We start from the raw sequence: 20,362 nt of genomic DNA on the forward strand, positions 1-20,362 counted from the left end.
CCGGGACCTTCTGGTTCTGGAAGATGCGGCAGTCCGAAGTGCGCGTCAGCAGCCACAGCCAGGGCCGCAGGGTGACCTGGTAGCTGGCGAACTGGCCGGCGCCGGCGCCCTGGCTGCAGCGCGCGACGATGCCGTGGAAGTGCCGCCGGCTACCGCCGGGGAGTTCCAGCGCGAGGCTCATCGGCTTGCCCAACAGGGCATCCAGAGGCAAGGCGGGATTGCTCGAGACCAGTTCGAGCTCGTGGCTGAACAGCCGGCCCAGCTCCTCGCGGCCTTCCAGCCGTTGCAGTTGCAGGACCTCGGGCCCCAGCGGGGAGTCCACGTGCACCAGACGGGTATGTTGGGAGAACAGCATGGGCAATCTTCCTTGATAGTCACCTGCGGCGGGCGGCCCGAACAACGCGCCAGCAGCGCGCAAGATGATCGTACAACCCCGTGCCGTCGCGAAAGGCTAGCCAATAGCCACGACACCCCTGCCCGCCTCCTGCGGACCCTAAGCCAGAAAAAAAACCGAAGCAACGACGGCTTTGTCGAAAAGTATTTCCGCTCCGAGCACGCTGCGGCGCATTGGCCCATTGCCCGATACCCGGCAAAAATGAGATATTCACGAACGTGAATCATTCTCATATTTCAATCCCATCTCCCCGCCTGCTGCTGGTCGAAGACGACCCGCGCCTACGCGAGGATCTCGACGCGCATTTCCGCCGGCGCGGCTTCCGCGTAACCGTCTGCGGCGATGGCTCGCACGGGCTGGAAGCCGCCGGGCGCGAAGCGTTCGACCTGGTGCTGCTGGACATCATGCTGCCCGGCCTCGACGGTCTGGCCCTGCTGGAGTCGCTGCGCCGCGAGCAGGCCACGCCGGTGATGCTGATGTCGGCCCTGGGCGCCGAGCAGGATCGCATCAGCGGCTTCACCCGCGGCGCCGACGACTACCTGCCGAAGCCGTTCAGCCTGGCCGAGCTGGATGCCCGCACCGACGCCCTGCTGCGCCGCGTACGACTGGACCGCCTGCCGTCGCCGCAGCGGCGGGATACCCGGCTGGTGTTCGACGACCAGGCCCAGGATGTGCTCCAGCAGGGCCTTCCGGCGGGGCTGACGCCATCCGAATACCGCCTCCTGGCGACGCTCCGCGAACATGCCGGCGAGGCGCTGAGCAAGCCGTTCCTCTACCGGAGCGTGCTGCACCGCAGCTACACGCGCCTCGACCGCGGTCTCGACGTGCACGTCTGCAACCTGCGGCGCAAGCTCGCCGCGGTCGCCGTCCGTCACCTGCAGATCCAGGCGGTGCGCGGCCAGGGCTACCTGCTGGTGGAGACGGAACACCCCTGATGCGCAGGCACCCGCTGTTATGGAAACTGGCGCTGCTGCAGGTCGGCTTCTGCCTGCTGCTGACCTGGCTGATCTACACCTGGGGCCTGTCGGTGGAGCGCAGCACCTACTTCCTCGCCCCGGCCGACCGCAGCTACCTGGCGGACTACGCGCGGCAGGCGGAGGATGCCTGGCGCAGCGAGGGCGCCGCGGGCGCCGAACGCTTCCGCAAGGAACTGTCGGCGAAGGAAGATACCTGGGTGGCGCTGGTCGGACCGCACCTGGAAAGCCTCGGCAGCATGCCGCTGAGCGCCGAAGAGTCGAGCCACCTGACCTTCATGCGCAAGCTCGACTGGCCGATGAGCCGGCGCCTGCAGGACGAACTGCCGTACGTCAGCATCGAGTTCCCCGGACATCCCGAGCAGGGCCGGCTGGTAATCCAGTTACCGGAGCGCCTGCTGCCCGGCGGACTGACCCCCTGGACCCACCTGGTCACCCACGGCATAGTCCCGACCCTGCTGGCCGCCCTGCTCGGCCTGCTGCTCTACCGCCACCTGGTGGTGCCGCTGAACCGCTTGCGCGATCGCGCCGACGCCCTGCGCGCCGACGAACTGGAAAGCACTCCCCTCGCCGCACCGCTGGCGGCCCGCCGCGACGAACTCGGCGAGCTGGCCCAGGCCCTGGAGCACATGGCCGAGCGCCTGAGCCTGAGTCTCGCCCAGCAGCGCCTGCTGCTGCGCACCCTGTCCCACGAACTGCGCACGCCGCTGGCGCGCTTGCGCATCGCCCACGACAGCGAGCTACCGCCGGAACAGTTGCGCCAGCGCCTGGATCGCGAAATCGGCGACATGCAACGACTGCTGGAAGACACCCTCGACCTCGCCTGGATGGACACCGAGCGCCCGCAACTGCCCACCGAGCCGGTGCTGGCGCTGTCGGTGTGGGAAGCGCTGCGCGAGGACGCCTGTTTCGAAAGCGGCTGGGACCCGGCGCGGCTACCCTGCCGCTTGGGCGTCGACTGTCGCGTCGAGGTCCACCTGGACAGCCTGGCCCAGGCCATGGAAAACCTCCTGCGCAACGCCATCCGTCACTCGCCCGAGGACGGCACGGTCAGCCTCGACGGCGAGCGCGAGGGCGACTTCTGGCACCTGCGCCTGCAGGACCAGGGCCCTGGCGTGGCGGAAGACCAGTTGGAACGCATCTTCCTCCCCTACCAGCGCCTGGACGATAGCGCCGGCGAAGGTTTCGGCCTCGGCCTGGCGATCGCCCGGCGCGCCATCGAGCTACAGGGCGGCCGGCTCTGGGCCAGCAACGGCAAGCCCGGATTGTGCCTGCACCTGTGGCTGCCGGCAGCCGCCTGAGGGCGAAGTGTTTAGAAAGTTAATGCGCTTTACTCTCAAATAGCAATCAATATCATTCGTGATCTCTTGCATTTCGCTGCATTGCCCGGAGATCACCGATGTCCTCACGCGCCCTTCCCGCCGTTCCCTTCCTGCTGCTGTCCAGTTGCCTGCTCACCAACGCCGTACACGCCGCAGGCCAGGGCGACGGCTCCGTCATCGAGCTGGGCGAGCAGACCGTGGTCGCCACCGCCCAGGAGGAAACCAAGCAGGCACCGGGGGTTTCCATCATCACCGCCGAGGACATCGCCAAGCGACCGCCGAGCAACGACCTGTCGCAGATCATCCGGACCATGCCGGGGGTCAACCTGACCGGCAACAGCTCCAGCGGCCAGCGTGGCAACAACCGGCAGATCGACATCCGCGGCATGGGGCCGGAGAACACCCTGATCCTGGTCGATGGCAAGCCGGTCAGCTCGCGCAACTCGGTGCGCTACGGCTGGCGCGGCGAGCGCGACAGCCGCGGCGACACCAACTGGGTGCCGGCCGACCAGGTCGAGCGCATCGAAGTGATCCGCGGCCCGGCGGCGGCGCGCTACGGCAACGGCGCGGCGGGCGGCGTGGTGAACATCATCACCAAGCAGGCCGGCGCGGAAACCCACGGTAATCTCAGCGTCTACAGCAATTTCCCGCAACACAAGGCCGAAGGCGCCAGCGAACGGATGAGCTTCGGTCTCAACGGGCCGCTCACGGAAAACCTCAGCTACCGCGTCTACGGCAACATCGCCAAGACCGACTCGGACGACTGGGACATCAACGCCGGCCACGAATCCAACCGCACCGGCAAGCAGGCCGGCACCCTCCCCGCCGGTCGCGAAGGCGTGCGCAACAAGGACATCGACGGGCTGCTCAGCTGGCGCCTGACGCCCGAGCAGACCCTCGAGTTCGAGGCCGGCTTCAGCCGCCAGGGCAACATCTACACCGGCGACACGCAGAACACCAACAGCAACAACTACGTGAAGCAGATGCTCGGCCACGAGACCAACCGCATGTACCGCGAGACCTACTCGGTCACCCATCGCGGCGAATGGGACTTCGGCAGCTCGCTGGCCTACCTGCAGTACGAGAAGACCCGCAACAGCCGGATCAACGAAGGCCTGGCCGGCGGCACCGAAGGTATCTTCGACCCCAACAACGCCGGCTTCTACACCGCCACCCTGCGCGACCTGACCGCCCACGGCGAGGTCAACCTGCCGCTGCACCTGGGCTACGAGCAGACCCTGACCCTCGGCAGCGAGTGGACCGAGCAGAAGCTCGACGACCCCAGCTCCAACACCCAGAACACCGAGGAAGGCGGCTCGATCCCCGGTCTCGCCGGAAAGAACCGCAGCAGCAGTTCCTCGGCGCGGATCTTCTCGCTGTTCGCCGAGGACAACATCGAGCTGATGCCCGGCACCATGCTCACCCCAGGCCTGCGCTGGGACCACCACGACATCGTCGGCGACAACTGGAGTCCATCGCTGAACCTGTCCCACGCGCTCACCGAGCGGGTCACCCTGAAGGCCGGTATCGCCCGCGCCTACAAGGCCCCCAACCTGTACCAGTTGAACCCCGACTACCTGCTCTACAGCCGTGGCCAGGGTTGCTACGGGCAAAGCACCAGTTGCTACCTGCGCGGCAACGACGGCCTCAAGGCCGAGACCAGCGTGAACAAGGAACTGGGCATCGAGTACAGCCACGACGGCCTGGTAGCGGGGCTGACCTACTTCCGCAACGACTACAAGAACAAGATCGAATCCGGCCTGTCGCCGGTCGACCACGCCAGCGGCGGCAAGGGCGACTACGCCAACGCGGCGATCTACCAGTGGGAGAACGTGCCCAAGGCGGTGGTCGAGGGCCTCGAAGGCACCCTGACCCTGCCCCTGGCCGACGGCCTGAAGTGGAGCAACAACTTCACCTACATGCTGCAATCGAAGAACAAGGAAACCGGCGACGTGCTCTCGGTGACGCCGCGCTACACCCTCAACTCGATGCTCGACTGGCAGGCCACCGACGACCTCTCACTGCAAGCCACGGTCACCTGGTACGGCAAGCAGAAGCCGAAGAAATACGACTATCACGGCGACCGTGTCACCGGCAGCGCCAACGACCAGCTCTCGCCCTACGCCATCGCCGGCCTCGGCGGCACCTATCGGTTGAGCAAGAACCTGAGCCTCGGCGCCGGCGTCGACAACCTGTTCGACAAGCGCCTGTTCCGCGCCGGCAATGCCCAGGGCGTGGTCGGCATCGACGGGGCCGGCGCGGCGACCTACAACGAGCCCGGACGGACCTTCTATACCAGCCTGACCGCGTCGTTCTGAGCCATAACGAGAAAGCCTGATGAGAACTTCCCTGCTCGTCGCCGCCCTGGGCCTCGCCCTGGCGGCGGCCCTGCCCGGCGGCGCGCCTCTGGCGCAACCGGACCCCGAGGCGACCATGGACCGCAGCCTGCTGCAACGCCAGGACCTGCCCTACCGCTTCAGCGCCGTGGACCTGGACTCCGTCGATGGCCAGCGGCATTACCGGCTGTGGCTCGGCCGACCGCTGCAGGCACCGCCCGCCGCCGGCTACCCGGTGGTCTGGATGCTCGACGGCAACGCCGCCGTCGGCGCCCTCGACGCGTCCACCCTGAGACGCCTGGCCGACGGCGACGCACCGCTGCTGGTCGCCATCGGCTACCGCACGCCGCTGCGCATCGACCGCGCCGGGCGTACCTTCGACTACACCCCCGCGAGTCCCGGCCAGGCCGATCAGCGCGACCCGCTCAACGGCCTGCCCAGCGGTGGCGCCGACGCCTTCCTCGACCTGCTGCGCGACGGCATGCGCCCGGCCGTGGCGGCGCAGGCGCCCCTGGACACTGCGCGACAAACCCTCTGGGGACACTCCTACGGCGGCTTGCTGGTGCTCCACGCACTGTTCACCCGTCCCGGCGAGTTCGCCCGCTACGCCGCGGCCAGCCCGTCGCTGTGGTGGCGCGACGGGGCGATCCTCGGCGAGCGAGCGGGGCTCGAACAGCGCCTGCGCGGAAAGCGCGCGGAACTCCTGCTCTGGCGCGGCAGCGCCGAACCGGCCAGCCCGCGCGGCTCGCTGAAAGCCGAGCCGGGCCAGGCGATGGCGCGGCTGGTAGATGACCTGCGCCGGGTTGCCGGGCTGACGCTGGACTTCCAGCCGCTCGACGGCCTGGGTCATGGCGAAACGCTGGGGGCCTCGTTGCGCCTTCTGCTCGCCCGTCCGGCGGTGGAACGCCAGCGCTGAAGGCGCACGCTCCCAGGAGCCCTTTACGCCGCCCTTTTCTTCCGCCCGCGAGAGAAGGTCGGATTGAAGGACAACCGCCTGGCGGCTCTTCGTCCTACCGAAAGAGCTGCGTCCTCCGGACACCGACCCCGGAAACGCCTCCACTGCAACCCTCTGCGGCGATGGGAAGAGGAGCTATCCCGAAGTCTTTTGTCCCCGCGATCCCCGGCTCCTCCCCCTCAAGCCCCGCTCACATGAGCAGCGCAGAAATCCTGCCAGCAATGCCAACTTGCCATCACTCGAATCTGATCTAGCGTTGCAAACAGAAGAGGCATCGAATCAGGAAGGACGACATGAACGGCAAAGGACGCGGCAATACTCTCTACGCCATCAGCCTGCTGCTGGTCGGCGGTTGCTCCAGCAGCCTGCAACATAACGAGGGGGCGACACAGGTAGCGCACAGCCCGGACAACCGTGCGATGAGCAGCATCTTCCTACCGTCCGGACGCAACTCGACGACCGCCATCGAAAAGGGCGAAGCCCTGTCGATCAAGCTGATCGCGGCCTACCTCTGCGATTTTCGCGAGGAGAAAGGCAATGGCGACCTTCTGGCGAGCGGCAACAAGGAATCCAGCCTCTGCACCGGTGGCGACGGCAGCCTGTTCGACAATGCGCGCAGCACTCAGGGCGAGATCGCCATCACCGCCAGTGCCGGCGAACGCGGTGCGACCTCCAACGGCCTCAGCTTCAATCCCGCCGACATCAAGCGCAACGGCCGGGTTGTCTATTACAACGAGGACATCCGCGAGAGCGGCCAATTGATCAACGCGCTCAACATCCCGATCTACGGTCCGAAGACCTACGACGGCGGGACCTTCTTCGTCGACCTGGCGATACTCGAACTGGACGAGAACGAGAACAAACAGAGCCGCAAGCTCCTGCAGGAGCTGGCCAAGGTCGGCAGCGCCTCCTACGCCCCCGGCACGCCGGTTCTCAATCTGCTGAACAGCCTCGGCGACGCGCTGCTCAGCGCCAACGGCGACGACGTCGAACTTCGCTACCAGATGGAGTTCGATCCGCCGTACCAGGGACGCACGCGGAAAACGGATACGCAGCCACGCAACGGGACCAGCATCAGCAGCCGGGCTCCCTTGCGCGAGGGGTACTACGCCTTCGTGAGAATGGAGCAGCGTGACCGCCTGCCGGCCTTCGGGCAGTTGACAGTGCCCACCGGGTCCCACAATCCCCTGCTGGTCGAAGCGAAGACCGGGCAACTCTATCGAGGCGGCTCCTGGTTGCTGGTACGGGTTGCCCGCGAAGACCATGAGCAAGCCTCGGCGCAGGACGTTTCCACCGCGACCGCTGCATTCCTTGAACAACTGGGTCGCGCGGATGTCCCGCCGGACACGTTCGCCAAGGTGCTGGAGCAAAGCCTCAAGCTCATGGCTGCGGAGACGGCGCCAGCCCAGTAGGCGAGCGCCTCCTCCAGCCCCTTCCGGTCAGGATTCAGGCCACCACCGGAATCAGTGGGTCGGCCGCCGCCAGCGCCACGGCGCGGTCCGCCGCCGGCGGGTAGATCCACACGCCATTGATCTCGGTCTTGATCTTCTTGCCCTCCTCGCGCACGAACCGTACCTGGCGGTCCCAGCCCTCAGTGAACACCGCGCCCCAGCCGCCGAGGTCGAGACAGGTCACGTACTTCACCTGGCTGTAGGGAATCGGCTCGACGCCGAGCAGGTCGGCGGCCACGTTGTTGCCGGCCGAGCGACCCAGGGCGATGGCGTGCTGGCAGGTCATCAGGGCATGGTTGCCGAGGTCGTCGGTAGCCGCGCGGGCCACGTCGCCGGTGGCGTAGACATCGTCGAGGCCGAGCACCTTGAGGTTGCGGTCGACATGCAGGCGACCCTGGGCATCGCGCTCGCCCGGAATCTGTCCGGTCAGCGTGCTGGCCCGCACGCCCACGGTCCAGACCACGGTCTTCGCCTCGATCCGCTGGCCGTCGTCGAGCGTCACGCCCTCGGCATCCACCGCCGCCACCGAACGCCCCAGGCACCACTCCACGCCCAGTTCCGCCGAGGCCTCGGCGATCAAGCCGCTCAGGTCCGCGCCCATCGATGCGCCGATGGCGGCGCCGCGGTCGACCACGATCACTCGCAGCGCCGCTTTCTCGCCGAGGATCGCCCGCAGGCGCGCCGGCATCTCGGTGGCGGTCTCGATGCCGGTGAAGCCGCCGCCGGCGACCACCACGGTGTTGCGTGCCGGCGAATCCGGCAAGTCGCGCAGGGCATGCAGGTGTGCCTCCAGGCGCAGGGCGTCTTCCAACTGGTCGACATCGAAGGCCGCGTCGATGCCGACGACACTCGCCGGACGCCACACGCCGCTGCCGGCCGCCAGTACCAGGCGGTCGTAGTCCAGCTGCGCCGGCGTGCCCTCGGCATCGCGGTACTCCACCCGCTTGCCGGCCACGTCGATGCGCTGCGCGCTGCCCTGCACGAAACGCACGCCGACCGCGGCGAACAATTCGCCCAGCGGCGCCGCCATGCGCTGCACGTCAGGCTCGTAGAAACGCGGGCGGATGCGCAGCTCAGGCTGCGGCGCGAGCACCGCGACCTCGACGTCGTCGCGGCCCTGGCGGTCGAGCTGGCGGACTGCGCTCAGCGCGCTCCACATGCCGGCGAATCCGGCACCGACGATCAGGATACGTTGTTTCATTGGGGGCTCCTGGAGGGAAAGGACGGGATGTCCGGAGAAAGGCCTCTCCGTAACTACGACTATATTTGTCGTAGTTACGGAGATCAATCCCCGAAAAGCGCTCCGACAGGCAACCGCCCCTCGCCGTGAAAGAGAGGGAAAGACGGCGAAAACATACGGAAATAAGCCGAGATAGAGCGCTTCAAGGCGGAAGACAGCGGACGACCTGTCCTTGTGAGCGACCTGAAAACCGCGCAGAATATTGCGAATATTTCTATCGGAGTTAGTGATGGCTCTCTATAGCGCCGGCGTCGAATACGGCATCCACTGCCTGTTGTTCCTCGCCGACGAGAAAGGCGACAGCCGCGAGTCCAGCGTGCGCACCCTCGCCGAGTTGCAGGGCGTGCCGCCGGAACTGCTGGCCAAGGTCTTCACCCGCCTGGCCAAGGCCGGCCTGGTGGCTGCCACCGAAGGCGTGCGCGGCGGCTTCCGCCTGGCGCGGCCGGCCAACGAAATCAGCGTGCTCGACGTGGTCCGCGCCATCGACGGCGACAAATCGATCTTCGAATGCCGCGAGGTCCGCGAGCGCTGCGCGATCTTCGAAGGCAACCCGCCTTCCTGGGCGACCCGCAACACCTGCTCGATCCACGCGGTGATGCTCACCGCGCAGAAGCGCATGGAAGAAGCGCTGGCCCAGCAGACCATCCTCGACCTGGTACGCCGGGTGGGGCGTATCGCGCCGCCGGAGTTCGGCGAAGAAGTGCTGCGCTGGATGGATGCCAGCCGGGAAGGACGCGGCGGCTCCCGCGACTAGCCCTGGCGCATACGGAGCGGCGCCGCAAGCCCGTTTCGCGGAAAACACCATTGTCGACTGCGGTGCTAATCGCGCCGGCGTTTCTCCCTACCCTATCGCCAGAGGCCGCCGCAGAGCGGCCGCCGGCCCACTGCAATGGCCCGTGACCAACTTGCGTGATAGGTGAACGATGGAACCTGGCAGCTACCAACTGACCATGAGCGTGCTCATGACCCCCGACAAGGCGAACTTCTCCGGCAACGTCCACGGCGGCGCGCTGCTCAAGCTCCTCGACGAAGTGGCCTTCGCCTGCGCCAAGCGCTACGCCGGACGCTACGTGGTGACCCTGTCGGTGGATCAGGTGATCTTCCGCGAGCCGATCCATGTCGGCGAACTGGTGACCTTCCTCGCCTCGGTGAACTACACCGGGCGCACTTCGATGGAGGTCGGGGTGAAGGTGATGACCGAGAACATCCACGAGCGCACCGTGCGCCATACCAACAGTTGCTTCTTCACCATGGTGGCGATGGACGACCAGCGCCGGCCGGTGGCGGTGCGTCCACTGGAACCGGAGACCGCGATCGAGAAACGCCGCTACGCCCAGGCCCTGGCCCGGCGCGAGCAGCGCAAGCTGATGGAACTGCGCTACCAGGAGATCCGCGAACAGGTGGATCACGCGATGCCGGCCTGAACACCGCCCGGCCCGCGGGCCGGGTTCTCAGCCCTCGCCGACCAGGCTTTCGAACGCCTCTTCCAGCACGCTGGCGCTGCCGGGGCGAACCACCCGCGCTACCTCCCGGCCGTCGCGAAGAAAGACGAAGGTCGGCCACAGCTTGACCTGGAACGAGCGCCCCAGGCGGCGCCCGGGACCGTCCTCGACCTTCAGGTGGCCGACCTCCGGATAGTCGCCGAATACTTCCGCCAGCAGCGGCTGGGCGGCCTGGCAATGGCCGCACCAGTCGGTACCGAACTCCACCAGCGTCGGACCGGCGAGCCGGTCCAGTTCGTCGCGCGCCGGTGCCTCGGCGCTGTATCGGGTCTTCATACGCTGCTTCTCCATGAACTTGGCTGACAGGACGGCAGACTCCCGCGGCGGCGCCAGGTTCGACCCGCGCGACGATGGACTCAGCGTTTCCGCACGCGCGCCATGCAGCGCTGGTAGCGTTCGTCGACGCGCTTAGCGAACCAGGCGGTGGTCAGCTTGCGGGTGATCTTCGGGCTCTCCAGGGCGATCCCCGGCAGCACGGCGCGGGGCAGCGTCTTGCCGGTGGCGCTTTCAGCCAGGGCGAAGACCTTGCGGTACAGCGCGCTGTCGGCGAACTCCGGGCTGTCGCCCTGCTCCAGCGCCCGGCGGATCGCCGCGTCGCTCATGTCCAGGCGCTTGCCGAGGCTGCGCACGGCCAGTTCGGTGGAGCCCGGCGTGCGCGTGCCGTAGCGGATCAGATCGCCATCCAGCGCCAGCGGAATCCCCGAGACGCGACTCACCGCGCTCTGGAACGCGGCGTTGCGACTGGCATACCAGCCGGCGTTGAAGTCGGCGAAGCGGTACAGCGGCGCCGGGTAGTCCGCCGGATAGCCAAGCAGGTGGGCGATGCCGAAATACATGCCGCCGCGTCGGCTGAACACCTCGCGGCGGATGCTGCCGTCCAGCGGATAGGGATAGCCGTCCGCGTGCTGCTCGGCGAAAGCGATGCTGACCTGCATCGGCCCGCCGGTGTGTACCGGGTTGAAGCCGCCGAACAGCTTGCCGCCCATGGGCACGATGGCGATGAAATCGTCGAATGTCTCGCTCAGTTCCTTCTCCGTGCGCGCCGCGGCCAGGCGCTGGCTGTAGGTGCGGCCATCGGGCGACTTGATATTCAGCGCCGAGCTGACCAGGAACGCCGGCACGTGCAGCTTGCCGGCACGACGCTCGACCTCGCGGGTGGCGATCCTGCCCAGGCCGGCCACCGGCGGGTCGACCTGGTAGGTGGACTCCTGCTCGGTCACCGCCAGCACCGCACAAAGATTCTCGTCGCTGGGGTAGATCTGCTGGGCGGAAAAGGCCGCGTAGATATCGCTGGCCCACCCTTGGCGATCGCGCACCGTGGCCGGCATCAGGCGGACGATCTTCGCCCGTACTTCGTCGGGGTTGGGCGGCGGCGGCTCCGCCGACCGCGAACTGCACCCGGCCAGCGCCAGGAGCATGAGCAACCCCGTTACGCCGCGACCCTGGCGTACTGCTTTCATCTGCGATTCCCTGTTCCGTTGCGAAGTGGGCGGCCGGTGGCGACCGCCGAAGCCAGGGCATTCTAGCCGAGCATCCGGCGGCTTCCGTACCGTCCGTCACGCACGGTCGCGGTTCAGAGCGCTGCGTCGGTGCGCTGCCGCTTGACCCGACGCCAGGTCGAGGGCGAGGCGCCGGCCAGCCGGAGAAAGATCCGCGAGAAATGCGGCTGGTCGGAAAAGCCGCAGGCGACGCCGATCTGCGAAAGCGGTTCGTCGCTGCCCAGCATCAGCTCCTTGGCCCGGTCGACGCGCATGCGCATCAGCCATTCGTGGGGCGAAACACCGGTGCTGCACTTGAAGGCCTTGGTGAAATAGCTGCGCGAGAGCCCGCACTCCTCGGCCAGGCGCGCCACCGATACGCCCTCGGCCAGATGCCCGGCGATCAGCTCCTTGGCCCTGCGCAATTGCCAGGGCGCCAGGCCCTTGCCGGTGCAGACCGGGACCTGGGTCGAAGCGAAGCGATCCTGAACGTGGGTCAACAGCGCCAGCATGACCTGTTCGATGAACAGTTCGTTGCGCTCGCCCGCCCTGGCGAAGCTGGGCAGCAGCGCCAGCGCCAGGTGATAGACCACCGGATCGTCGACACCGATGATCCGCTCCGGCTCGGCGGACGCGCGTTGCCCTTCTTCGTAGAGAAACTCCTTTATCGAAGCGCGCGGCAACATGAAGCGGACATTGTCGTAAGTTGTCCGGTGCTGGCACTTTATTTCATCGCCAAGATAGGCGATGGAGATACTTTTCCGTGGATGTCCGCCATCGAAAACCAGTTTGTTTCCATTCCAGAGACGATGGGAATTGAAATCGCGCAACTGCACGATGACGGAAAACGAATCGGCACAAGGAATATGGATCACCTTGTCCGGATCGGGAGTCGCCTCACTATTGCGAATCAAGGCGTACCCTTCTCCCCTTATGATGTTCCCTGGCGTGGATTGGTCGCCCTTTGTTCTGTCTATGGCAACAGTCATGACTCCCCCTGATTCCATGCGCCTGATGATCTCGTGACACTTTTCTCTCGACGCGAAAAACGACGCACGAAAGCTCCCCCAGAGATTAATCCGAGGGAGCCGTTCCGGGGAAATCTAACCGACGAAGATAACTACCAGATTACTGCGCTGTTACTCGATGATATAGCGCTCAACCCTTTTCCTGTTCCGACGGGCCAGCGGCCTGGTCGAGGCGATGCCGACCCGGTAGTTGCCCCAGCACATGGCCGACCGAACCCGCCTTGTCGCAGGCCGAGGCGAACGCGCAACCGCCGAGCAATTGCTTGCCGACCGGGATGACCTGCTCGCCGAGCAGGATGCCGAGCAACCCCACCAGCGCCACCAGCGGCGGAGCCGGCGAACGCACCTGCAGCAGGCTGTAGACGATCCCCACCAACAGTCCGGCGCCCAGCGACAATACGTAGAGCTTCATCTTCGTTCTCCTTCGCGGCCGTGCCGCCCGGCGGGCCGGAGCGGCACGGCCGGCATTCACTTGGCCGGATTCGGGCCGATGCGTTCGCCGTGGGTCACCCGCTCGGGCGCCTTGTGCACCATGGTGTAGGCGTAGTCCACGCCCATGCCGTAGGCCCCGGAATGCTCCTTGGCGATGGCCATCACGGCGTCGTAGGTATCCCGGCGGGCCCAGTCGCGCTGCCACTCCAGCAGGACCTGCTGCCAGGTCACCGGTACCACGCCGGCCTGGACCATGCGGTCCATGGCGTACTTGTGGGCGTCGCTGGAGGTGCCGCCCGAGGCATCGGCCACCATGTAGATCTCGTAGCCGCCCTCGAGCATGGCGCAGAGGGCGAAGGTGGTGTTGCAGACCTCGGTCCACAGCCCGGCGACCACGACCTTCTTGCGGCCCGCGGCGGCCAGCGAGTCGCGCACGTTCTGGTCGTCCCAGGAGTTCATCGAGGTGCGTTCGAGAATCTTCTGCTCGGGGAACACCGCCAGCAGCTCCGGATAGGTCGGGCCGGAGAAGCTGTCGGTTTCCACCGTGGTGATGGTGACCGGGATGTCGAATACCTTCGCCGCCTTGGCCAGGCCCACTACGTTGTTCTTCAGCGTCTGGCGATCGATGGACTGTACACCAAATGCCATCTGTGGCTGCTGGTCGATGAAGATGATCTGGCTGTTCTGCGGAGTTAGAACTTCGAGATAGTGGCTCATGATTGTTTCCTGACAACGAACGATGAATTCCAGCTGTTGCGCACAACAGCACGCGGGCCAACAGATAATTTCCCGTGGCCGGCCAGACTATGAAGCATGAATATTGGAAAAAACAAACTTTTCGAGAAAATAAATCACTGAACTGCGGCCCTGGATAAAGTTGAACGGCGATATTCAAAATATTCGACACATCCATACAAAAAGCGCACACAGAGACAATAAAAGAAGGATTACCAGCTAGCAGAATCGACAGTCCGCCCTATAAGAAAAAGCCCCCATGAAGTTCAGGACATGTCTCGCGCCTTACTTGCTATCGACCACCAGCAAGTTGCGCTTGCAGGAGGATGCGTCATTCGGGAAAACCGCTCTTTCGTCCCGTACGTTTCCCGCCGCACCTATCCTGTCCGGTGGCCTCTCTCGCCGCCGCCCTCGCTGACCGATTCCGCCCTGCTGCCAGGAGCACGCCATGAGCCACGATCCGCCGAGCAAGGACCGCCGCCATTTCCTCACTACCAGTTCGGTGCTGGGCGCCGCCGGGGTCCTGTGGTCCGCCCTGCCCTTCGCCAACGCCGCCAGCCTTTCTCCCGCAAGCAACCCAGGAGGTTCCATGACCGCCGACCTGATCCTGCACAACGGCCGCTTCCACACCGTGGACCGCGACAACCCCACCGCCACCGCCGTGGCGATCAAGGACGGCAAGTTCCTTGCCGTCGGCAACGACGCCGAGGCGATGCTCCATCGCGGCAGCGCCACCCAGGTGATCGACCTGCAGAAGCGCACCGTGATCCCCGGTCTCAACGACTCGCACCTGCACCTGATCCGCGGTGGCCTCAACTACAACCTGGAGCTGCGCTGGGAAGGCGTGCCCTCCCTGGCCGACGCCTTGCGCATGCTCAAGAACCAGGCCGAACGCACGCCCAGCCCCCAGTGGGTGCGGGTGGTCGGCGGCTGGAACGAGTTCCAGTTCGCCGAGAAGCGCATGCCGACCCTGGAGGAATTGAACAAGGCCGCGCCGGACACCCCGGTGTTCGTCCTCCACCTGTACGATCGCGCCCTGCTCAACCGCGCCGCCCTGCGCGTGGTCGGCTACACCAAGGACACGCCCAACCCGCCCGGCGGCGAGATCGTCCGCGACAGCAGCGGCGAACCCACCGGCATGCTGATCGCCCGGCCCAACGCGATGATTCTCTACGCCACCCTGGCCAAGGGACCGAAGCTGCCGCTGGAGTACCAGGTCAACTCCACCCGCCAGTTCATGCGCGAACTCAACCGCCTCGGCCTGACTAGCGCGATCGACGCCGGCGGCGGCTTCCAGAACTACCCGGACGACTACCAGGTGATTCGCGAACTGGCCGACCAGGGCCAGCTCACCGTACGCATCGCCTACAACCTGTTCACCCAGAAACCGAAGGAAGAACTCGCCGACTTCAAGAACTGGACCGGCAGCGTCAAGTACGGCCAGGGCAGCGATTTCTTCCGCCACAACGGCGCCGGCGAGATGCTAGTGTTCTCCGCCGCCGACTTCGAGGACTTCCTCGAACCGCGCCCGGACCTGCCGCAGACCATGGAGCAGGAGCTGGAGCCGGTGGTCCGCCACCTGGTGGAGCAGCGCTGGCCGTTCCGCCTGCACGCCACCTACGACGAATCGATCTCGCGGATGCTCGACGTGTTCGAGAAGGTCGACCGCGACATTCCGTTCAACGGCCTGCCCTGGTTCTTCGACCACGCCGAGACCATCACCCCGCGCAACATCGAGCGGGTGCGGGCACTCGGCGGCGGCATCGCGATCCAGGACCGCATGGCCTTCCAGGGCGAGTACTTCGTCGACCGCTACGGTGCCAAGGCCGCCGAGGCCACGCCGCCGATCCAGCGCATGCTCGCCGAGGGCGTGCCGGTGGGTGCCGGCACCGACGCCACCCGGGTCTCCAGCTACAACCCCTGGACCTCGCTGTACTGGCTGGTCAGCGGCCGCACCGTCGGCGGCATGGCCCTGTATCCGCAGGGCCTGCCGCGGGAAACCGCGTTGCAGCTGTTCACCCACGGCAGCGCCTGGTTCTCCAGCGAGCAGGGCAAGAAAGGACAGATCAAGGTTGGACAGCTCGCCGACCTGGCGGCGCTGTCGGCGGACTTCTTCAGCGTCGAGGAAGAGGCCATCAAGTGGATCGAGTCGGTGCTCACGGTGGTCGACGGCAAGATCGTCTATGCCGCCGCCGAGTTCGACAAGCTCGGTCCGCCGGCGCCGCCGGTGCTGCCGGACTGGTCGCCGGTGGCCAAGGTACCCGGCCACTGGCGGCAAGGCGCGCCGCTGACCGCCCAGGTCCACCAGTGCGTCGGTGCCTGCGCGGTACACGCCCACGAGCACAACCGCGCGCGCCACTCCAACGTACCGGTGAGCGACTTCCAGGGTTTCTGGGGCGCATTCGGCTGTTCCTGCTTCGCTTTCTGACGTACCCGGGCGGGCCCTTCGCGGCCCGCCTCGCCCGGAGTTTTCCCGATGATCCGCGTTCGACCGGTCGGCCGCCTGGCCCTTTTCCTGGCGCTGGGCGGCACCTCGCCATGCCACGCCGCGACAGAGGAAGCCAAGGCACCCGACTACCTGGAGTGGCGCCTGCTCAACCGCAACTACTTCCTCTACAACGACTATCGCCGCGCGGACGCCAGGCGCGGCTACCGCAAGGAATGGGCACACGGCCTGATCGCCGACCTGGAGTCGGCCTATACCCCCGGCCGCGTCGGTTTCGGCCTCGATCTCCACGGCTTCGCCGGCTTCAAGCTCGACGGCGGACGTGGCCATGCCGGCACCGGCCTGTTGCCGCTGGACTCATCCGGCGATAACGCCAGCGAGTATTCCGACGCCGGCGCCGCACTCAAGCTGCGGCTCGGCGAGAGCCTGCTCAAGGTCGGCGAGATGACCGTCGAGACCCCGGTCTTCGATACCAGCGACAAGCGCCTGCAACCCCAGTACGCCAGGGGCTTCTTCCTGCAGAGCGACGACCTCGACCGCGTGCGGATCCAGGCCGGGCGCTTCACCGCCTTCAAGGAACAGGCCTCCAGCTCCGGCCATGGCGACTTCGACGGCTACGGCGCGAGCACCGCCGGCAGCGCCATCGGCTTCGCCGGCGCCAGCCTGGCGGCCAGCGACAACCTGAGCGGCTCGCTGTTCGCCGCGCAACTGGACAACGTCTGGCGCCAGGTCTATCTCAACATGAACCTGCAACGTGCCGCGTTCAGCCTGGATGGCAACCTCTATCGCACGCGCGACCAGGGCCGCAGCCGGGCCGGCGCGATCGACACCCTGGCCTACAGCCTGCAACTGAAGTACCGCGTCGGCGCACAGGGTTTCTCCCTGGCCTACCAGCGTGTCCATGGGGATACGCCGTTCGACTTCGTCGGAGGTGACTCCATCTACCTCGCCAACTCGATCAAGTACGCCGATTTCAACGGTCCCGGCGAACGCTCCTGGCAGGCCCGCTACGACCTCGACCTGGCCCCGTTCGGCCTGCCGGGACTGAGCTTCATGGCGCGTTACGTCAGCGGCCGCGCCATCGACGGCAGCCATGCGCCGGCCGGCGGCGCCTACAACCCGCTGGGCGCCGATGGCCGCTACCGGCCCTTGCAGGGCAGCGGCGGCAAGCACTGGGAGCGCGACCTCGACCTGCGCTACGTGTTCGCCTCGGGCCCGCTCAAGGACCTCTCGCTGAACGTCTCGCACCTCAGCCATCGGGCCAACGCGGCCCAGGCCGGCGACGACATCGACCGCCTCTACCTGATCGTCGAATACCCACTCAAAGGCTCGCTCTGACCATGACCGCACCCGCCGCCTCACCCTGGAGTCCCCTGCGCCAAGCCACCTTCCGCTGGCTATGGCTGGCCAGCATCGCCTCGAACATCGGCACCTGGATGCACGAGGTGGGCGCCGGCTGGCTGATGACCTCGCTCTCCGCCAGCCCGCTGAACGTGGCCCTGGTGCAGGTCGCCGGATCGCTGCCGATGTTCTTCCTGGCCCTGCCGGCCGGCGCCCTCGCCGATATCGTCGACAAGCGCCGCTACCTGCTCGGCGTGCAATTGTGGATGGCCTTGGTGGCCACCCTGCTGGCCAGCCTCACCCTGCTCCAGTTGACCAGCGTCTGGCTGCTGCTCGGCCTGACCCTGTGCATGGGCATCGGCACCGCGCTGATGATGCCGGCCTGGAGCGCCACCACTCCGGAACTGGTGGGCAAGGACGAACTGCCGGCGGCGGTGGCGCTGTCCAGTGTCGGGGTCAACCTGGCGCGGGCGGTCGGACCGGCCATCGCCGGGGTGCTGGTGAGCCTGGTCGGCCCCTGGCTGACCTTCGCCCTCAACGCCCTCTCCTTCTTCGCGGTGATCGCCGTGCTGCTGGCCTGGAAACGCGAGGCCGTGCCCTCGGTGCTGCCGGCGGAACGCCTGTTCGGCGCCCTGCGCGCCGGCTGGCGCTACAGCCGCAGCTCGAGGCCGCTGCAATCGGTGTTGGTGCGCGCGGTGGCGTTCTTCCTCGGCGCCAGCGCCGGCATGTCGCTGCTGCCCCTGATCGTGCGCGGCGAACTGCATGGCAACGCCATGGACTTCGGCCTGCTGCTGGGCAGCGTCGGCGTCGGCGCGGTGCTCGGCGCCGCGTTCCTGCCGCGCCTGCGCGAACGCCTCGGCAGCGACCGCCTGGTGCTGCTCTCCAGCGTGCTCTACGCACTGGTGCTGGTGGCCCTGGCGCTGCTGCGCAACCTCTATTTGCTGGTGCCGGTGATGCTGCTCAGCGGCGCGGCATGGATCGCCGTGCTCTCCAGCCTGCAGGTCGCCGCGCAGACCTCCGTGCCGGCCTGGGTCCGCGCCCGCGCGCTGGCGGTCTACATCCTGGTGTTCTTCGGCAGCATGGCCGCCGGCGGCGCCCTGTGGGGTCTGCTCGCCAGCCACCTGTCGATCACCTTCGCCCTGCTCTGCGCCAGCGCCGCGCTGCTGTTCGGCCTGTTCGCGTCGCTGCGCTGCCGGCTGCCGGTCACCGAGGCCGAGGACCTCGCGCCGTCGCTGCACTGGCCGGCACCACTGGTCGACGAAGAGGTGGACCAGGAACGCGGCCCGGTGATGGTCACCCTCGAATACGACATCGACCCGCAGGACGCCGCGGCATTCCAGGCGGCGATGGTCGAGGTGCGCGCCATGCGTCGGCGCAACGGCGCGGTGTCCTGGGGGCTGGTCCAGGACAGCGGCAACCGTCGCCTGTGGCTGGAGTTCTTCATCGACGAATCCTGGCTGGAGCACCTGCGCCACCACCAGCGGGTGACCCGCGGCGAGTTGCGGGTCGAGGCCGCCGCCCGGCGCTTCCAGAGCGCCGGCGTGGAGGTGCGCATCCGCCATTACCTGCACGGCGCGGCCAGGCCTTGAGCCTCCCGGGCGACGGTCGTCGCCTGCCCCTGGCGGATCCGCCCACGGCTGTTATCCTGCTCGCCGATGGCGCCACAAGGACGGTGGTCGGTAGCGATGCCGCGCACCCGCGGCGCCGCGAACGCAACCCACAGGGAAGTCCACGCATGTCCTACGACTACGAGAAAACCAGCCTCACCCTCTACCGGGCGGTATTCAAGGCCAACTACGACGGCGACGTCGGTCGCTACCTGCGCCCCGACCAGGAACTCGCCGAGGCTGCGGAAGTCGCCCCGCTGCTGCATCCGACCTTCGACAGCCCCAACACCCCTGGCGTCCCCGCCCGCGCGCCGGACATCGTCGCCGGCCGCGACGGCCTCTACGCCCCGGACACCGGCGGCACCTCGGTGTTCGACCGCGCCGGCGTGCTGCGCCGCGCCGACGGCGACTTCGTGATACCCGACGGCACCGACATCCCGCCGGACCTTAAGGTGAAACAGGACAGCTACAACAAGCGCCTGCAAGCCACCCACTACACCATCATGCCGGCCAAGCCGATGTACCGGGAGGTCCTCATGGGCCAACTGGACAACTTCGTGCGCAACGCCATCCGCCGCCAATGGGAAAAAGCCCGCGGGCTCTAGGAGTGAACCATGAACCTGAAACCCCAGACCCTGATGGTGGCGATCCAGTGCGTCGCCGCGCGCACCCGCGAACTCGACGCGCAGTTGCAGAACGACGACCCGCAGAACGCCGCTGAACTCGAACAGTTGCTGGTCGGCTACGACCTCGCCGCCGACGACCTGAAGAACGCCTACGAGCAAGCCCTGGGCCAATACAGCGGCCTGCCGCCCTATGACCGGCTGATCGAAGACCCGGTGTCCTGACGGCCCGTGGGCGGGCCGTCGTTGGCCCGCCCGCTCCAGCGCGCGCAGAGAAACGACAGATGGTCTTCGGCTGGCACGGCGACACCATCACCCGCGACACCGCAGTGTGCCGCGACTAGCGCAACGCCCAGGACGTACGGCGCTTCCGCGTCGGGCTGCGCGGCGCCGACTTCCGCTTCGATCGTGCCTTCATGGCCTGGATTGGCGACGGCGCGGCAAAATCCCTGGGTGAGGTGGCGGACGAACGGCGGCGGCGCCAGCCCCTCCGCCTGA

The 20,362-nt window shown here is 67.0% G+C and carries 19 protein-coding genes and 1 pseudogene; 13 read left to right on the forward strand and 7 right to left on the reverse strand.

Translation table 11 applies throughout. The features are described 5' to 3' along the window. Nucleotides 1-355 (reverse strand): contractile injection system protein, VgrG/Pvc8 family (locus tag HMPREF2581_RS25480; protein WP_049265251.1); only part of this gene is annotated, 355 nt, incomplete at its 3' end. A 257-nt stretch (nucleotides 356-612) separates the two neighbouring features. Here HMPREF2581_RS25480 and HMPREF2581_RS25485 point away from each other — a divergent pair. The 5 genes from HMPREF2581_RS25485 (at nucleotide 613) to HMPREF2581_RS25505 (ending at nucleotide 7,393) form a co-directional block, all read left to right on the forward strand. After that, entirely contained in the window at nucleotides 613-1,329 is a 717-nt protein-coding gene (locus HMPREF2581_RS25485) for a response regulator transcription factor (protein ID WP_016254225.1), read from the forward strand. After that, nucleotides 1,329-2,669, forward strand: a complete 1,341-nt coding sequence (gene pfeS / locus HMPREF2581_RS25490) for a two-component system sensor histidine kinase PfeS (RefSeq protein WP_003138880.1) — start codon at nucleotides 1,329-1,331, stop codon at nucleotides 2,667-2,669. The genes HMPREF2581_RS25485 and pfeS overlap by 1 nt, the downstream gene beginning before the upstream one ends. 98 nt (nucleotides 2,670-2,767) lie before the next feature. Then, the gene (gene pfeA / locus HMPREF2581_RS25495) at nucleotides 2,768-5,008 is read left to right on the forward strand and encodes a siderophore enterobactin receptor PfeA (protein ID WP_003138878.1); all 2,241 of its coding nucleotides are present in this window, start codon (nucleotides 2,768-2,770) and stop codon (nucleotides 5,006-5,008) included. Nucleotides 5,009-5,027: 19 nt separating this feature from the next. Continuing rightward, entirely contained in the window at nucleotides 5,028-5,942 is a 915-nt protein-coding gene (gene pfeE / locus HMPREF2581_RS25500) for a ferric enterobactin esterase PfeE (protein ID WP_003122580.1), read from the forward strand. Nucleotides 5,943-6,274: 332 nt separating this feature from the next. Next, on the forward strand, nucleotides 6,275-7,393 hold the full coding sequence (locus tag HMPREF2581_RS25505; protein ID WP_003138876.1) for a hypothetical protein: 1,119 nt from the start codon (nucleotides 6,275-6,277) through the stop codon (nucleotides 7,391-7,393). A gap of 34 nt (nucleotides 7,394-7,427) precedes the next feature. Here the strand turns inward: HMPREF2581_RS25505 and HMPREF2581_RS25510 are convergent, their stop codons facing one another. Then, nucleotides 7,428-8,633: an NAD(P)/FAD-dependent oxidoreductase gene (locus HMPREF2581_RS25510; RefSeq protein WP_003138874.1), complete on the reverse strand. Its 1,206-nt coding sequence runs from the start codon at nucleotides 8,631-8,633 to the stop codon at nucleotides 7,428-7,430. Between the two features lie 268 nt (nucleotides 8,634-8,901). Here HMPREF2581_RS25510 and HMPREF2581_RS25515 point away from each other — a divergent pair, with 268 nt between their 5' ends. Both HMPREF2581_RS25515 and HMPREF2581_RS25520 read left to right on the forward strand, forming a co-directional pair. Then, nucleotides 8,902-9,426 (forward strand): RrF2 family transcriptional regulator, encoded by a 525-nt coding sequence (locus tag HMPREF2581_RS25515; RefSeq protein ID WP_003090553.1) that lies wholly within the window; start codon nucleotides 8,902-8,904, stop codon nucleotides 9,424-9,426. A 169-nt stretch (nucleotides 9,427-9,595) separates the two neighbouring features. Continuing rightward, a complete protein-coding gene (locus tag HMPREF2581_RS25520) occupies nucleotides 9,596-10,096 on the forward strand; it encodes an acyl-CoA thioesterase (protein WP_003090555.1) in 501 nt (166 codons plus the stop codon). Between the two features lie 27 nt (nucleotides 10,097-10,123). Here HMPREF2581_RS25520 and HMPREF2581_RS25525 read toward each other — a convergent pair whose 3' ends face one another. The 5 genes from HMPREF2581_RS25525 to HMPREF2581_RS25545 all read right to left on the reverse strand — a co-directional run bounded on the left by HMPREF2581_RS25525 (nucleotide 10,124) and on the right by HMPREF2581_RS25545 (nucleotide 13,829). Further along, the gene (locus HMPREF2581_RS25525) at nucleotides 10,124-10,450 is read right to left on the reverse strand and encodes a thioredoxin family protein (protein WP_003131054.1); all 327 of its coding nucleotides are present in this window, start codon (nucleotides 10,448-10,450) and stop codon (nucleotides 10,124-10,126) included. An 80-nt stretch (nucleotides 10,451-10,530) separates the two neighbouring features. Further along, the gene (locus tag HMPREF2581_RS25530) at nucleotides 10,531-11,634 is read right to left on the reverse strand and encodes a DUF1615 domain-containing protein (protein WP_003119474.1); all 1,104 of its coding nucleotides are present in this window, start codon (nucleotides 11,632-11,634) and stop codon (nucleotides 10,531-10,533) included. A 113-nt stretch (nucleotides 11,635-11,747) separates the two neighbouring features. Next, entirely contained in the window at nucleotides 11,748-12,641 is an 894-nt protein-coding gene (locus HMPREF2581_RS25535) for a helix-turn-helix domain-containing protein (RefSeq protein WP_003119473.1), read from the reverse strand. Between the two features lie 169 nt (nucleotides 12,642-12,810). Continuing rightward, nucleotides 12,811-13,092, reverse strand: coding sequence for a XapX domain-containing protein (locus HMPREF2581_RS25540; protein WP_003090560.1), 282 nt, complete (start codon nucleotides 13,090-13,092; stop codon nucleotides 12,811-12,813). 56 nt (nucleotides 13,093-13,148) lie between these two features. Continuing rightward, nucleotides 13,149-13,829, reverse strand: a complete 681-nt coding sequence (locus HMPREF2581_RS25545; protein ID WP_003090561.1) for a hydrolase — start codon at nucleotides 13,827-13,829, stop codon at nucleotides 13,149-13,151. A 607-nt stretch (nucleotides 13,830-14,436) separates the two neighbouring features. Between HMPREF2581_RS25545 and HMPREF2581_RS25550 the strand changes: the two genes are divergently transcribed. The 6 genes and pseudogenes from HMPREF2581_RS25550 to HMPREF2581_RS33655 all read left to right on the forward strand — a co-directional run. Continuing rightward, nucleotides 14,437-16,275 carry an amidohydrolase gene (locus HMPREF2581_RS25550; RefSeq protein WP_003131051.1) on the forward strand — a complete coding sequence of 613 codons (1,839 nt, stop codon included), beginning with the start codon at nucleotides 14,437-14,439 and terminating at the stop codon, nucleotides 16,273-16,275. A 48-nt stretch (nucleotides 16,276-16,323) separates the two neighbouring features. After that, entirely contained in the window at nucleotides 16,324-17,631 is a 1,308-nt protein-coding gene (locus tag HMPREF2581_RS25555; protein WP_003131049.1) for an OprD family porin, read from the forward strand. A 2-nt stretch (nucleotides 17,632-17,633) separates the two neighbouring features. After that, on the forward strand, nucleotides 17,634-19,223 hold the full coding sequence (locus tag HMPREF2581_RS25560) for an MFS transporter (protein ID WP_003131047.1): 1,590 nt from the start codon (nucleotides 17,634-17,636) through the stop codon (nucleotides 19,221-19,223). Between the two features lie 146 nt (nucleotides 19,224-19,369). Further along, on the forward strand, nucleotides 19,370-19,846 hold the full coding sequence (gene tse2, locus HMPREF2581_RS25565) for a type VI secretion system effector Tse2 (protein ID WP_003090565.1): 477 nt from the start codon (nucleotides 19,370-19,372) through the stop codon (nucleotides 19,844-19,846). A gap of 9 nt (nucleotides 19,847-19,855) precedes the next feature. Next, nucleotides 19,856-20,089, forward strand: a complete 234-nt coding sequence (gene tsi2 / locus HMPREF2581_RS25570; RefSeq protein WP_003090566.1) for a type IV secretion system immunity protein Tsi2 — start codon at nucleotides 19,856-19,858, stop codon at nucleotides 20,087-20,089. Nucleotides 20,090-20,148: 59 nt separating this feature from the next. Next, a pseudogene (locus HMPREF2581_RS33655) lies at nucleotides 20,149-20,334 on the forward strand (DUF6434 domain-containing protein); the annotation flags it as partial. Nucleotides 20,335-20,362 lie beyond the last annotated feature (28 nt).

The organism is Pseudomonas sp. HMSC057H01 (genome assembly GCF_001836405.1).
Lineage (GTDB): Bacteria > Pseudomonadota > Gammaproteobacteria > Pseudomonadales > Pseudomonadaceae > Pseudomonas > Pseudomonas aeruginosa.